At 43.0% G+C, this 14,041-nt stretch carries 13 protein-coding genes and 2 rRNA genes; 11 read left to right on the top strand and 4 right to left on the bottom strand.

The features are described 5' to 3' along the window. Positions 1–8 precede the first annotated feature (8 nt). Positions 9–371 carry a hypothetical protein gene (locus tag MHN30_RS02255; protein ID WP_039496108.1) on the bottom strand — a complete coding sequence of 121 codons (363 nt, stop codon included), beginning with the start codon at positions 369–371 and terminating at the stop codon, positions 9–11. Beyond that, positions 346–624: a helix-turn-helix transcriptional regulator gene (locus tag MHN30_RS02250; protein WP_010378322.1), complete on the bottom strand. Its 279-nt coding sequence runs from the start codon at positions 622–624 to the stop codon at positions 346–348. Before MHN30_RS02250 ends, MHN30_RS02255 begins: the two co-directional genes overlap by 26 nt. Before the next feature lie 424 nt (positions 625–1,048). On the opposite strand from MHN30_RS02250, the gene ettA reads away from it, so the two are divergent. From ettA to MHN30_RS02195, 11 genes are all read left to right on the top strand, one after another. Further along, entirely contained in the window at positions 1,049–2,713 is a 1,665-nt protein-coding gene (gene ettA, locus MHN30_RS02245) for an energy-dependent translational throttle protein EttA (protein ID WP_010604458.1), read from the top strand. A 492-nt stretch (positions 2,714–3,205) separates the two neighbouring features. After that, a complete protein-coding gene (locus MHN30_RS02240) occupies positions 3,206–3,571 on the top strand; it encodes a PilZ domain-containing protein (protein WP_010378318.1) in 366 nt (121 codons plus the stop codon). 44 nt (positions 3,572–3,615) lie between these two features. Further along, complete coding sequence (locus MHN30_RS02235) at positions 3,616–4,020, top strand: DUF350 domain-containing protein (protein WP_010378315.1); 405 nt, start codon at positions 3,616–3,618, stop codon at positions 4,018–4,020. A gap of 9 nt (positions 4,021–4,029) precedes the next feature. Then, positions 4,030–4,626, top strand: a complete 597-nt coding sequence (locus MHN30_RS02230; RefSeq protein ID WP_130164613.1) for a DUF1190 domain-containing protein — start codon at positions 4,030–4,032, stop codon at positions 4,624–4,626. A 113-nt stretch (positions 4,627–4,739) separates the two neighbouring features. Further along, positions 4,740–5,909, top strand: coding sequence for a glutathionylspermidine synthase family protein (locus MHN30_RS02225; protein WP_130164614.1), 1,170 nt, complete (start codon positions 4,740–4,742; stop codon positions 5,907–5,909). Between the two features lie 364 nt (positions 5,910–6,273). Next, positions 6,274–8,241 (top strand): FAD-dependent L-amino acid oxidase, encoded by a 1,968-nt coding sequence (locus MHN30_RS02220; RefSeq protein WP_239357716.1) that lies wholly within the window; start codon positions 6,274–6,276, stop codon positions 8,239–8,241. Between the two features lie 244 nt (positions 8,242–8,485). Continuing rightward, on the top strand, positions 8,486–9,184 hold the full coding sequence (locus tag MHN30_RS02215) for a spondin domain-containing protein (RefSeq protein ID WP_130164616.1): 699 nt from the start codon (positions 8,486–8,488) through the stop codon (positions 9,182–9,184). 9 nt (positions 9,185–9,193) lie between these two features. Next, positions 9,194–9,901: a spondin domain-containing protein gene (locus tag MHN30_RS02210; protein WP_039496099.1), complete on the top strand. Its 708-nt coding sequence runs from the start codon at positions 9,194–9,196 to the stop codon at positions 9,899–9,901. Positions 9,902–9,953: 52 nt separating this feature from the next. Further along, complete coding sequence (locus MHN30_RS02205; RefSeq protein ID WP_130164617.1) at positions 9,954–10,685, top strand: response regulator transcription factor; 732 nt, start codon at positions 9,954–9,956, stop codon at positions 10,683–10,685. Continuing rightward, positions 10,682–12,145, top strand: coding sequence for a HAMP domain-containing sensor histidine kinase (locus tag MHN30_RS02200; RefSeq protein ID WP_130164618.1), 1,464 nt, complete (start codon positions 10,682–10,684; stop codon positions 12,143–12,145). Before MHN30_RS02205 ends, MHN30_RS02200 begins: the two co-directional genes overlap by 4 nt. A gap of 175 nt (positions 12,146–12,320) precedes the next feature. Continuing rightward, a complete protein-coding gene (locus tag MHN30_RS02195; RefSeq protein WP_239357713.1) occupies positions 12,321–13,232 on the top strand; it encodes a hypothetical protein in 912 nt (303 codons plus the stop codon). Between the two features lie 351 nt (positions 13,233–13,583). Here the strand turns inward: MHN30_RS02195 and rrf (MHN30_RS02190) are convergent. Together rrf (MHN30_RS02190) and rrf (MHN30_RS02185) are read right to left on the bottom strand one after the other, a co-directional pair. Then, positions 13,584–13,697: ribosomal RNA gene (rrf, locus tag MHN30_RS02190) — 5S ribosomal RNA — on the bottom strand. Positions 13,698–13,738: 41 nt separating this feature from the next. Then, positions 13,739–13,852: ribosomal RNA gene (gene rrf, locus MHN30_RS02185) — 5S ribosomal RNA — on the bottom strand. Between the last annotated feature and the right edge of the window lie 189 nt (positions 13,853–14,041).

Below are 14,041 nucleotides of genomic sequence, written 5' to 3'. Positions count from 1 at the left end.
TATTGTTGCTAATGTGTCGACATATTAACCATCAAGCTTTGCTCAGCTTTCAATAACCAAAACTCCATTGAACGCTTGCTGTCAAAACCCAATGTTTTTGCTGCATCGACCACCTTGTTATGCATCATGTATTTAGCTCGGATTGCACGCTTACATTCTGGCCTAAGTAACTCAATTGATGCGGTAAGTTGAGCAATTTCATCTGGCACATGCATCTGCTCTGCACTCACGTATTTGCTTGATGAACTGCCAATAGCTTCTGTTGCAGCTTGACGGCTAAAGCCCTTACCTAGCTCTTTACTACACCAAAACTTACCCCAGCGCTTAAGGGCAGTACGTACCTGTTTAATTGTCACTTGCTTGTTGGTCATGGATTTTTCCTATCACTTCTAAAATATCGAGTAAGTACACATCTTCAACTAGGCCAATAACATCATTCCAGCGTGGGCTATATTCCCTATTTTCCCATCGTCTTAACGTACGCTCCTCAATACCATAATGAGCGGCTGATTCAGCTTGCGTGTAACCTCTGAGCTTTCGCGCAACACGAAGAATTTCGGCTCCTGTTGGAGCTGGTTTGCTTTGACCCACCAGTCTGGATGTGGTTGTGTTTATAAGTGTCATTGTTCTCCTTACCTCAAAAAATAAACACGACTAGTGAAAATTTGTTCTGCTTAGCTGAATGGGGATCGCTGAAAAGCGAAAACAACGTAGCCGTTCATCCTTGCCATTGAGTTTTTAGTTCCGGTAAAAACCCACCACGCCCGTTAACATATTCATCTGATAACTTTCTTCAGCGTAGTGATATAATAGCGATTTCTCGGATTGGAAACAGGTCAAAAATGACCTATGAATGATACGCTTACAATTTATAACTGGATAAATAAACAGTTCGATTATTTAACTTATTAAAAGGTAAATAAAAAATTACAATGGTTAACCAATACTAGCTTGGGCATTGTTTTTTCCTCGTTCTGAACTATCAACATTGCAGCACTGGAAGGCTTTCTCTAAAATACATCTAAATTAAAAAAGAGATTGGAAACTCATGGCTCAATATATTTATACCATGTCGCGGGTGAGCAAAGTTGTGCCACCTAAGCGCACTATTCTGAAAGACATTTCTTTATGCTTTTTCCCGGGCGCTAAAATTGGTGTTTTAGGTCTTAATGGTGCAGGTAAATCGACCTTACTTCGCATTATGGCGGGTGTGGATAATGAATTCGAGGGCGAGGCACGTCCGCAACCTGGTACTAAGATTGGTTACCTACCGCAGGAACCTGTACTAGATGAAAGCAAAACCGTTCGTGAAACGATTGAAGAAGCAGTTGGTGAAGTTAAGCGTGCCCTGAATCGATTAGACGAAGTGTACGCAGAATACGCAATGGAAGACGCTGACTTTGATGCGCTAGCTAAAGAGCAAGGCGAATTAGAAGCTATCATCCAAGCACATGACGGTCACAACCTAGATAATGCGCTTGAGCGCGCTGCCGATGCGCTTCGTTTACCAGAATGGGATGCGAAAATTGAGCACCTATCAGGTGGTGAAAGACGCCGTGTTGCTATCTGCCGACTGTTACTTGAAAAGCCAGATATGCTGCTTCTTGACGAACCGACTAACCACTTAGATGCCGAGTCGGTTGCGTGGTTGGAGCGCTTCCTTCATGACTACGAGGGCACAGTGGTCGCGATCACCCACGACCGCTACTTCCTAGATAATGTAGCTGGCTGGATTTTAGAGCTTGACCGTGGCCACGGTATTCCGTGGGAAGGTAACTATTCTTCATGGCTTGAGCAAAAAGATGCACGCTTGAAGCAAGAAGAAAAATCAGAGAAAGCACGTCAGAAGTCGATTGAAAAAGAACTTGAATGGGTACGCTCAAATCCGAAAGGTCGCCAAGCTAAGTCTAAAGCACGTATGGCGCAGTTTACCGAGCTTCAGCAAAACGACTATCAAAAGCGTAACGAAACCAACGAGCTATTCATTCCACCTGGTCCTCGCTTGGGCGACCAAGTGATTGAAGTGAGCAACTTACGTAAGAGCTTCGGTGACAGATTGTTGATTGACGATTTGAACTTCAACGTACCTAAAGGTGCAATTGTTGGGATCATCGGTGCAAACGGCGCGGGTAAGTCAACGCTGTTTAGAATGCTAAGCGGTCAAGAGCAGCCAGATAGTGGTAACATCACTATTGGTGAAACGGTTGAAATCGCCACTGTTGAACAGTTCCGTGATGACATGGACGGTAATAATACCGTATTCCAAGAGATCTCTAACGGCCAAGACATTCTTAAAATTGGTAACTTTGAAGTACCAAGCCGTGCCTATGTTGGCCGCTTTAACTTTAAGGGCAATGACCAACAAAAGTTTGTAAAAGAGCTTTCTGGTGGTGAGCGCAATCGTCTGCACTTAGCAAAACTACTAAAAGCAGGCGGTAACGTACTGTTGCTGGATGAGCCAACCAACGATCTCGACGTTGAAACGTTACGAGCGCTAGAAAACGCGATTTTGGAATTCCCGGGCTGCGTTATGTGTATCTCGCACGACCGTTGGTTCCTAGACCGCATCGCGACCCATATTCTAGATTACCGTGATGAAGGCCAAATCAATTTCTTTGATGGCAACTACACTGAATACGAAGAGTGGCTGAAGAAGACCTTTGGTGCTGAGGCCGCAGAGCCTAAACGTATCAAATACAAGAAGATTGGCTAATAATTAAAACATTAGGGCCTGTTGATCTTTCAAGTTTGTTTTTGCAGCAGTTTGATTGGTATTTATACAAGGCAGAGCCAGCGTAGCGTAGTCATTCTACGTAAGTCTGGCGATAACACAGTAGAAATGCCAATCAAGCGCTGCCCTTTGGGTTGACCTGAGTGCGCTTTGTTCATTGTTGCTCAACTTTTGCCTAGATTACTAGGCGGCAAGTCGAGCGTCGCGACCAAAACACACTCAGAAGAACAAGAATCAAACAGCAAAGGTCAACAGGCCCTAGTCTATCGACGATAGATAATCTGAGGCTCCTCGTTAGGAGCCTTTATTATTTTTAATACCTGCTTTTCTTTATTCATGCCGCACTATGGAAGTACGTAGCAAATCAAACTGCAGCAGCAATCCTATCCAACCAGCGTAATTTATTGTCATTTTTTAGTAGCGAGCACAATGATATAAGCTATTCTTTACCTATACGGACTATTAGGATCAGTAATGAAAGAACGTCGACGTTTTTCCAGAGTTATTTTTTCAAACGAGGCTCAGTTTATGGCCTCAAGCGGTGATTTTAGCTGCGAAATCTTGGATTTATCGCTCAATGGCGCGTTACTCACCCTGCCCGATGGCTATGTGCCACTCAAAAACGACCCAGCAAGTTTAAACTTTTACCTACCAGGGAGTGATATCCAAATTACGATGGAGGTAGAGGTTCGTCATGTTGAAGAAGGTCATCTAGGTGTACATTGCCGCCAAATCGATCTCGATAGTGTGACGCATTTAAAGCGCCTTATTGAACTTAACCTTGGAGATGATGATATACTACATCGCGAGCTGGAGCAGCTCACCTACGATGATGATTAATATCTATCGGATTTCAAATTCGATGCTATAACAAAGAGAAAATTATGATTTTGGATTCTTTACAAGGATTTGTCCCTTTTATTTCCTACTTCGGTCTTGCCTACTTACTTACCTTAGTCTTTTTATTTATTTACTCCAAAGTTACCCCTTATTGTGAGTGGAAACTAGTTAAAGAAAACAACCCTGCTGCTGCAACTGCGTTTTGCGGTACCTTAATTGGTTTTGTCTTACCTATCGCCAGTGCTGCTGTCAATGCAGTCTCTCTTATTGATTTTGCCGTTTGGGGTGTTATTGCGGGAGTCATGCAGTTAATTACCTTCTTCATGGTAAGGCTGTATATGCCAAAGCTATCTGAGAAAATCGAAAACAATCACATCAGTGCTGGTTTGTTTTTAGGTGGAGCCTCGCTTGCGACCGGAATTTTGAATGCCGCTTGCATGACCTATTAAGGAGTCAAGATGAAAAGGAGTAGAACAATCAAATTGACTTTATTAATGGGCGCCACAGGAGGGTTGACTGCGTGTGGTGATAGCGACGAATCAGCGTTACTTTTTAAAAACATTGATGAATGTACATCATTCGGTATTGAAGAAGAAGCATGCCAGTTTCAATACCAACAAGCTCTCGATAGCCATCGCCAAGAAGCGCCCAAATATGCCTCTGAGCAGTTGTGCGAAAGCGACTTTGGCTTTGATCGCTGTGAAAATTCGAGTGGTGGGATCTGGCGTCCAATTATGGCAGGCTTTATGGTTGCTGCACTTGCAGAAGCAGTAGACGAAGGCCTAGACATGATGAAAAAGCGCAAAAAGAAGAAAGCGGCTTACTTAAGCGGCACTTATTATTCTGGCGCAAAGCCACTGTATCGCTCTCGTGATGACTTCTTTAGCTACCGAAATGCGCAAAACGGGTTTGTCGCATCTGCAAAATCTTCGGGTACAACATCGGTTAAAAGCTCAACTATAAATTACAAACCGCGCGCCAGCTCAGTATCACGCAGTCGTGGTGGATTTGGCCGCACAGCTTCTCGTAGTAGTGGTGGCAGTTGGGGCAGCTAAGCCAACCTTCGCTTGATAAAAGATAAGCCGAGGTCCACTCGGCTTTTTATTACATATTCTGTAATTTACCAAGTATCTATGCAATTGGTATTAAACGGATCGATTTTACACTCATGTTAAGAATTTCTATTGATGAACGCCCACACTGGCGTGAACAAGCAAAAGCCCACGGCTTTGAATTTCATACTATGTATGGTGAAAAGTATTGGGACGAAAGTGCATATTATCAATTTACGTTAAAACAAATTGAGCAAGACTTGGAAGACCCAAGTGATGAACTCCACCAAATGCTCTTACACCTTGTCGATTTAGTGTGTAATGACGAGTCACTTCTGCAACAGTTTGCTATTCCTGAGTCTCAATGGGAATTAGTGACTCGCTCATGGCGTCGTCGAGACCAAGCGCTCTATGGTCGCTTTGATTTTAGTTACGATGGTAAGTCACCAGCTAAGCTGCTGGAGGCCAATTATGACACGCCCACCAGCTTATTCGAAACGGGTTACTGGCAGTGGCTATGGCTTGAAGAACAGGTAAAAGCCGGTAAGTTACCGCGTAATGCGGATCAATTTAATGGCCTTCAAGAAGCGCTGATAGAGCGCTTTTATCAACTGCATAAATTCCACCGTGGTGCTCCCCTACACTTTTCTTGCTGCAAAGAAAGCATTGAGGACTTGGGCACCATTCAATATATGCGCAGCTGCGCGATGGAAGCTGGACTCAAAACGAAACAAGTTTTTATCGAAGATATCGGATTTGATAACCAACACTTTGTCGATCTTGATGATTCAAAAATTCAATGGATGTTTAAGCTATACCCGTGGGAATTTATGTTTCAAGATGAATATAGCGAACAATTATCGGAAGCAAAAGTTCAATGGCTAGAGCCTGCTTGGAAAGCGATTTTATCTAACAAAGCAATCTTACCTTTGCTATGGCAAACCTTTCCCAACCACCCAAATCTGTTACCGGCATACTTTGAACAGGACAAGCATAAAATTGCACACAGCGAGTCCGGCTATGTGAAGAAGCCGTTATTTTCTCGCGAAGGCGCGAATATTGAGATCCGAAAAGATCAACAACTACTTGCACAGTCTGCTGGTGGATATGGCGAAGAAGGTTATATTTATCAAGCTTACTCACCTTTACCCAAATTTGCGGGCTTCAATACGCTCATCGGCTCATGGATTGTCGGTGATAAAGCAGTTGGAATTGGTGTTCGTGAAGATAAAAGCCTGATCACCCAAGATCTTAGCCGTTTCTTACCCCATATCATTGTTGGCTAAACTCATTGAACACTAAATAACTTAGTCGGTATGGAACAAATGTGTTCCATCTCTCAAATTAGTGTTCAGCCAAGAATAAAAGCTTATTAAATTCATGCCATTCATACTTTTTAGACAAACACTTGGCAAAACCTGCCGCAAAAATTAACACAAACTTAACCAGTGTACTAAAGTAGTATCTGGGTTTTGCATCAGGTTGAGAAAGCAATACTTGGCTTGTTGCAACAAATTTTTGGGAAGTGCACTCAACAGGTTGGAGTGCATAGATACGTTATAGATCACTTAGCGAGCTAGGAAGTAATACCAACTGGTATAAAAGCAGTCAGCCTCAAAAGTGTGAGACATAGTCGACTAAGGAACTCACATGACTCACTACAAAATAGGTACAGATATTAGTCAAAAACCCATTCCAGACGCAGTGAAGGTCGCAGTGATAGGGGCTGGTATGTCTGGTTTGTATAGCGCTTGGCGATTACAGTGCGAAACAAACATTGATGACTTCGCCATTTTTGAGCGCAGCAACCGCACAGGTGGAAGATTAGACTCAGATCTTATCCATTTCAGAGATAACCGCGCAGGAGCAAAGCCTGACAGCACCATTACAGTCAAAGAAGAACAAGGTGGTATGCGGTTTCTATTTGAGGGTATGGATGACCTAATGGCCCTCTTTCTAAAGTTAGGCCTAGAAGATCAGATAGTCCCTTTCCCTATGAATAGTGGCGGCAATAACCGGCTCTACTTTCGTGGTACCAGCTTTTCGGTAAACGATGCCGAACAAGACGACTATCATATTTGGTCAGCACTTTATAACCTCGACCCAAACGAGCAAGGTGTTAACCCCAAAGACATTATTAATGTTGTTTTTAATCGTATCTTGCAAGTGAATCCACAGTTCGATTCAAGGCCAGAGGTTCGCGGTCCAGAGTTTTGGCAAGATTTCCGTCTGCAATGTCAATGGCAAGGTGAACCGCTATATAATTGGTCTTTGTGGGATTTACTCACTGATATGGGTTATAGCCAAGAATGTATCACCATGCTGTATCGTGTTTTGGGCTTTAATGGCACCTTCTTATCGAAAATGAATGCGGGGGTTGCCTATCAGCTTTTGGAAGACTTTCCTGCAGATGTCGAATTTAGAACTTTTAAAGACGGCTTTAGCACCCTGCCAAACGCGCTGGTGGATAAAATAGGTAAAGAGAAGATTTACCTGCAAACGAGCATCGATAGCATAGCCTTTGATAAAGCAGACAATTTATATGTACTCAAGTACACCAAAACCGAGCAAGACGGACAGATAAGCGAAGGAACATTTAAAGCCGAAAAGCTTATTTTAGGGCTACCAAGGCTCGCGCTTGAAAAGTTGTTCATAGCGTCGGATGTATTCAAACAACTACCAAAGCAGCGGCGCGATGCGTTATGGGATACATTGCAAAGCACAAGCAACCAACCGCTCCTGAAGATTAATTTATACTACGACACTGCATGGTGGGGAACCGGCATGACAGGCCGTCCAGCTGTCAGCTTTGGACCTAACTTTGCCGATTTACCAACGGGTTCTGTTTATCCCTTTTATGCTTTAGATGATGAACTCGCAGCCGCGCTTATGTATAACGAGCGTCATGCAGAGCCTAACTCTGAGACTCAACACAAACTCGAAGGGATAGAAGCCGCTAAATACAGTCGCCCAGCCGCATTGACTATTTACTGTGATTATTTAAATATTAATTTTTGGAGTGCACTGCAAAACAAAGGTGAGCTTTATCATCACCCTCGTGAGTCGGAACTCGTTGAATCTATTCCCAGTGATATTTTTCCAGCCTCGGAAGCGGTTGTACGACAAGCGACACAATTCTTTAAAGACATTTTTAATACACATTATGTTCCTCAGCCCACCCTCACAAGCGCTCGAATTTGGGAAGGGAATGTGAATTTCAATGTCCCTGAAAATCTTCAATTTGGTTTTGGTGTACATCAATGGGCAATTGGTGCGAATGATAAAGACGTCATCGAAGATTTAGTGGAGCCGTTGCCAAATCTATTTACCTGCGGTGAAGCTTACTCTGATTATCAGGGCTGGGTAGAAGGCGCGTTACGTTCGACAGATTTAGCGCTACAAAAAGGGTTTGGTTTAGCGCCACTAAGCGAGGTCTTTGAAACAGACCAAGGCTGTAGCTCGTCAGAAGCAATACAAATCGCCTATCGGAAAATTGCTAATGAAATGATTATGGAATATATCGATCCTAACTTTTCACCAAACACTAAAGACAAAGTAACGCTTGCTGATGCCAATAGTGTGCTTGGCGTCAACCTCAGTTATTTCGATAAGCCCTAACCCGCCTCTCTAGTAATGAGGAGTTTTTTACTCCTCATTATCCCTACCTTGCAGAACGAATTGATAGTTCTCGACCGACTAGAACCGTTCCGGCGTACTTCAAGTTACCCTAAGCTCCGCTGATCTGAGCCCTGTGATAAGTATTCTACGCTTTTGTGATAAAAACGTGATAACTCCGTGAGCCTATCTCAATATCTTGCAGCCATGATAAGGAGACTGTTAATCCTAATAAGAAGAGTACATCATGAAAGCAAAAATCCTGACAACATTAGTCGCAACGTGTTTATCAAGCGCTGCGTTGGCACAAGACCTTGAAGTAAAAATCACTAACCTCACTCACGGTATTTACTATACGCCTTTACTGGTGGCTACTCATAATCAAGATACCGCTCTTTTCAAACTCGGTGAGCAAGCTTCTGAAGCATTGCAAGCCATGGCCGAAGGCGGTGACATTTCAGCTTTAGGACAAATCCTCGAAAGCTCAAACGCCAATATGGTCGCCAACCCAGCTGAGGGGCTACTTGCACCCGCAGGCTCTACAATGGCGATGATATCTACCAGTGAGGGAAATACGCACCTTTCAATTGTGGCAATGCTACTTCCTACCAATGATGGATTTGTAGGATTAAATGCGTGGCCTATTCCAAGCGCTGCCGGCACCTATGAAGTTTACCTTAATGCCTATGATGCGGGTACTGAAGCGAATAATGAATTGGTTGTCGAAGGCTCTGGTGCACCCGGTATTTTAGGGATCCCGGCATCGCCAGGTGCAACTCCTGGAACTCAAGGTGCTGGCGTCACAGCAAGTGAAGAAAACACCATGGTCCATATTCACAGAGGCAACGTAGGTGACGACGAGCAAGTCGGCGGTAATAGCGATCTGCATAACACCGTGCACCGTTGGTTAAATCCCGTAGCTAAAGTAACAGTAACCGTAAAATAAGGGGGAGCTATGAAAGCGAAATTAGCATTAATTGCCATGTCTGCGCTCCTGCTCAGTGCATGTGGAGACAATGACAATAATATGGTGATGCCAGAGCCTCCGGTTGAGCCAGAGCCAGTTGAGTATGAGTTTGCCATCACTATCACGAACCTTACACATGCACAGCCTATGTCACCAATTGCAGCGCTGCTTCATCAGTCTGGTCATTACTTTACTGTCGGCATGCCAGCGAGTGAAGCATTAGAGCAACTTGCAGAGGGCGGAAATAACAGCGACATCATAGCCGAAGAGATGACACAAGCATCCGTCTCAACGGATGGACCTTTAGGCCCCGGTGCGACAACCAACCTTTCCATCAAAACTACAGACCTTTCTGAGCTTAAGTTATCGCTATTAACCATGATGGTGAATACCAATGATGGATTCTCCGGTCTAAATGCTATAGACGTCTCTGCGCTGCCAGTAGGCGAGATGCAAATGTATCGAACACTTGCCTACGATGCTGGCACTGAGCTGAATAGCGAAGCCGCGGGAACCATACCAGGCCCAGCAGATAGCGGTGAGGGCTTTAACGCAGAGCGCAACGATAATCACAACATGGTGACGATGCACAGTGGTGTAGTTGGTAGTGATGATGGACTCCAAAGTTCAACGCTCACTAGTGTCCATAAATTTGATAACCCACTGCTTGCAGTCACTATCGAGAGAGTTAAATAGCCTATGCGCAAACGTCTGCCATAGGCGTTTGCGCTTTCATAAAGGGCTATTTATGTTAGAAAACGTGTTGCTAGTTGAAGATGACTTAGACATAGCGAGATTACTCCAAGTGCATTTAGAGGAGTTAGCTTTAGAGGTCACGCATGTTGCCGACGGCAGTCAAGTATTGTCGGCTGCTAAAGCGAACGATTTTGCCGTGATTTTACTGGATTTAATGCTACCTAATATGGATGGACTAACCCTTTGTCGAGAGCTTAAGACGCTTTACCCTATGAGTAGTGTCATCATCGTCACCTCAAAAAGTAGCGATATCGATAGGATCATTGGACTAGAAGTTGGTGCGGATGACTATATATGCAAGCCTTTTAATACGAGAGAGTTGCAAGCAAGAGTGAAAGCGCAGCTACGCCATGTCAGACAACTTAAGCAACCAATGCAGACTGAAAATGCGGACTTCCCGAACAATAAAATTGCAGTTGGGAGCCTAGTTATCGATGCCTGTTGTCATGAAATTTCGTTGGCTAATGTTAGATTAGACCTTACCGCAACCGAATTTGAGCTGCTGCAGTTTTTTGCTAAACACCCAAATCACGTGTTTTCTCGAACCCAGTTATTAGAATCAGTATGGGGCTACCAACACTCAGGATACGAGCATACCGTTAACTCCCATATTAATCGTCTGAGGGCAAAGCTTGAAGCTATTTCAAATAATACGGTGATAGAAACAGTATGGGGCGTTGGTTATAAATTAAATTCAGCCTCTCTTAACGGGCAAAGCGTATGAAGCTCTCACTCTACAAAAAACTCGCACTGACCTTATTTGTCACTTTCGTTGTCATAGCAGCGATTTTTGTGTGGTGGACTCAAGCGCTATCTCAAGTCTCTAAATCTCAAGCAGAACAACAATTACACCTCGCACTTGCGACCCATCTTGTTGACGATAACCCCCTGATAAAAGAGGGAGTGTACGACTATGATGGTTTGAGTAATCTATTTCACACCTTGATGATCCTAGGCCCTTCATTCGAGTTTTACTTTGTCTCCCCTGAAGGTAAGCTATTAACTTACTCTGCAGCCCCTGGAGAGGTTAAACGTCAGCAAATTGATGTTACCCCGTTAAAAAAACTCCTAAAGAGCGATAGCCAACTACCTGTATTTGGTGACGATCCTAGGAGTGTTAACGGCAGTAAAATTTTCTCTGTAGCTCCTGTATTTAATCAAGATCTTTTGCAGGGTTATCTATATATCATCATCGGCTCGTCAAAATACGATAGCATTATTGAGCAACTAAAAAATTCAGACAAGGTAATGCTTGGGGTAAGTTGGTTATTAGGCACTTTGTTCTTTTTGCTGGTTGTCGTCCTACTACTGCTTAATAAAATCACTAAGCCCGTGTCCAGACTGACTCAATATATAGATCAAGTCAGCCAAAACCAGTTTAATATTAGTCGTGATGCCCAAATAAATTGGCCCGAAGAACATGATGAGATCCATCAGCTGGGTCGCAGCGTCAATGCTATGCTGGATAAAATTCAGCAGCAATTAACCACACTTAACCTCAAAGATGAACAAAGGAAAGAACTACTTTCACAGCTAAGCCACGATCTCCGCACACCACTTGCCTCGCTTAAAGGTTACATTGAACTGATAGAAAAACAAACGAGTGACAAAAATATCGTTTCGCACATCGAAATTGCCAGCAAAAATATAAATCAGCTCAATCATCTTATTGCACAAATTTTTGAACTCGCCCATCTAGAAGCTGGACATACCAAACTTCATATTGAGCCCTTTAATCTACTTGAACTTATGTATGACGTTGCAGCTAAGTTCAAGTTGAAAGCTGAAGCCAACCAGTTACAGATAGCCATATCCCCACCCCAAAGTACATTGGTGATTACCAGTGACATAGGGAAATTAGATAGAGTGTTGTCAAACTTAATAGATAATGCAATTAGACACACAGAGGCTAGCGGAGTAATTAGTTTGGTACTAGAAGAACATGAGGGTTATGCACATATTAAGGTAAATGATACGGGTATTGGGATCAGTGAGCTGGACCTACAACATATTTTTGAAGCAAGCTTTCAAGCCAAAAATAGTAATAGTAATCGTAAATTTAATGCGGGTCTTGGTCTTGCGATTACCAGTGAGCTTATCAAAATACTTAAAGGACGGATCAGTGTAGCAAGTGCACTCAATGAAGGCAGCCAATTCACCGTCATTTTACCTTTGAACAAATAAAACTCGGAGTAACTAGCTCCAATTAGGCATCTACTAGTCTGGGCTTTTACTTAAGGTACACTTTCAATATATTTTCAATGTAAATATTTTCTGGCTTTCTACTCAAGTAAACTATATTTTAATTAAAAGTAAAATAACACGCTAATTAGTTGCAACATAATACGGAAAGTTTGCTATGCCAGTCGTCTCTATGCGTAACTTTATGAACCACATTGGAACTGCCAATGATAGCTTTCGCCAGAATGCTTCCTCGCTGAACAATATTATTCTATTGCTAGGTGGTAATGCGCAAAACAGCCCCAATAATCGAAATATCAATAATCGGACGGCCGAAAATATAGAGGGCGAGATCCACGGCCTGCCAGTTGATAAACTTCTAAAATATCAAACTGCATTAGTGTATTTAGGCAACGCATTAAATATCGATAGCTTTGCCCGTCCAACGAATTACAACATGGCTTTTCATGGTTTTGAGTTGCAATGGTATCAATTTCGAGATCCCACCCATGGCTTGATAAGGATTGATAATGCTAGGTATATTTTTAAGCATCAATTCACATTTGACAGCACTAATGGTGATGTTAACACCTTTACACACTGCCTAACTAGAGAGCATGTCTGGTACCCTACCGCTAGGGCTTATGATCCACCTTTTAACCAACTATTAAGCAGAGTACCACAAAGTTTTTTTATGCCTCAAAATGGTTCTCAAAGCGCCTCCGTAACTGACGATCACTCAACATTCAATCCTGATTATATTGTGAGACGCCCGCTAACCATGGGAAGAACCATTGATATCCGTCAGCGCTATCAATACAAACAACCCGGCCGGCAGTGGCAGAATATTCCTGGCGCTTCATATATTTTGAAAAAAGGTGTCCGATGGGGGGTGAGTGGTGATCCTTGCTTTTTCTTCTCTAAACAAAACTATGCACCAGAAAATCCTAACGCATATCACTTTGAGGTAGAAATCGCACTAGGGAATGCACCATTGGCTACTTTAAATAGACTCCCATCACGAGGAGCTACATCGCATAACTCTATGAACAGACAACGTGAGATAAGGGTGATCGCCGACGGCTCATAGTGATGAGACATTACGTAGATGGAAAGGCGCTAACGCAATATTAAAGTAATACCAATTCGCTTAATTAAGTGATCTATTTTGAGGCGAGAGAACCTGGTCGATAACACCGCTACCGCGTCCTGCTATCGCCAAGGTACCTACATCTATGTAGGCAAGGCGAAAATTTTGCTATTTAGTTGCTCTAAATGAGAAATTTTTAACGCGGTTAGCGTCAGATTTGCTCCTTCAAATTGAGCAAATATTAAGGCGGATTGGTATTATGCTTTGGTGAGGGCAAGTTTATCTCGCGATGTACTGAACCCCAGATACAAAAAACCCGTTACATTGCTGTAACGGGTTTTTTTAATTAGGCCCTGACGATGTTCTACTTTCACATGGGTAATCCACACTATCATCGACGCTGTTTTGTTTCACTTCTGAGTTCGGCATGGGGTCAGGTGGTTCCAAAACGCTATGGTCATCAGGAAAATACTGTTTTTTAGTTCTTATTTTTATATTAAATTTGGCCCTGGCGATGTTCTACTTTCACATGGGTAATCCACACTATCATCGACGCTGTTTTGTTTCACTTCTGAGTTCGGCATGGGGTCAGGTGGGTCCAAAACGCTATAGTCACCAGGAAATTCTGTTCATCAATGAAGTCTCCCTCATCAATGTAAATCCGGAAAAAGCTATTAAATTCTTTGTCTACTTTAGTCTATTAACTTCTGTCGCTTATAAACCACTTTGGCGTTGTATGGTTAAGCCTCACGGGTAATTAGTACGAGTTAGCTTAATGCCTCACAGCACTTCCACATCTCGCCTATCAA

Origin of the sequence: Pseudoalteromonas sp. OF7H-1 (genome assembly GCF_022347825.1) — a bacterium.
In the GTDB taxonomy this organism is placed as follows: domain Bacteria; phylum Pseudomonadota; class Gammaproteobacteria; order Enterobacterales; family Alteromonadaceae; genus Pseudoalteromonas; species Pseudoalteromonas maricaloris.
Note: the sequence above shows the minus strand (reverse complement) of the source record. Positions and strands in the feature narration are given on the sequence as shown.

Bases quoted from the DNA above. Each gene is read 5' to 3' on its own strand.
- MHN30_RS02255 (WP_039496108.1), bottom strand. From the start codon at position 371: ATGACCAACAAGCAAGTGACAATTAAACAGGTACGTACTGCCCTTAAG.
- MHN30_RS02250 (WP_010378322.1), bottom strand. From the start codon at position 624: ATGACACTTATAAACACAACCACATCCAGACTGGTGGGTCAAAGCAAA.
- ettA (WP_010604458.1), top strand. From the start codon at position 1,049: ATGGCTCAATATATTTATACCATGTCGCGGGTGAGCAAAGTTGTGCCA.
- MHN30_RS02240 (WP_010378318.1), top strand. From the start codon at position 3,206: ATGAAAGAACGTCGACGTTTTTCCAGAGTTATTTTTTCAAACGAGGCT.
- MHN30_RS02235 (WP_010378315.1), top strand. From the start codon at position 3,616: ATGATTTTGGATTCTTTACAAGGATTTGTCCCTTTTATTTCCTACTTC.
- MHN30_RS02230 (WP_130164613.1), top strand. From the start codon at position 4,030: ATGAAAAGGAGTAGAACAATCAAATTGACTTTATTAATGGGCGCCACA.
- MHN30_RS02225 (WP_130164614.1), top strand. From the start codon at position 4,740: ATGTTAAGAATTTCTATTGATGAACGCCCACACTGGCGTGAACAAGCA.
- MHN30_RS02220 (WP_239357716.1), top strand. From the start codon at position 6,274: ATGACTCACTACAAAATAGGTACAGATATTAGTCAAAAACCCATTCCA.
- MHN30_RS02215 (WP_130164616.1), top strand. From the start codon at position 8,486: ATGAAAGCAAAAATCCTGACAACATTAGTCGCAACGTGTTTATCAAGC.
- MHN30_RS02210 (WP_039496099.1), top strand. From the start codon at position 9,194: ATGAAAGCGAAATTAGCATTAATTGCCATGTCTGCGCTCCTGCTCAGT.
- MHN30_RS02205 (WP_130164617.1), top strand. From the start codon at position 9,954: ATGTTAGAAAACGTGTTGCTAGTTGAAGATGACTTAGACATAGCGAGA.
- MHN30_RS02200 (WP_130164618.1), top strand. From the start codon at position 10,682: ATGAAGCTCTCACTCTACAAAAAACTCGCACTGACCTTATTTGTCACT.
- MHN30_RS02195 (WP_239357713.1), top strand. From the start codon at position 12,321: ATGCCAGTCGTCTCTATGCGTAACTTTATGAACCACATTGGAACTGCC.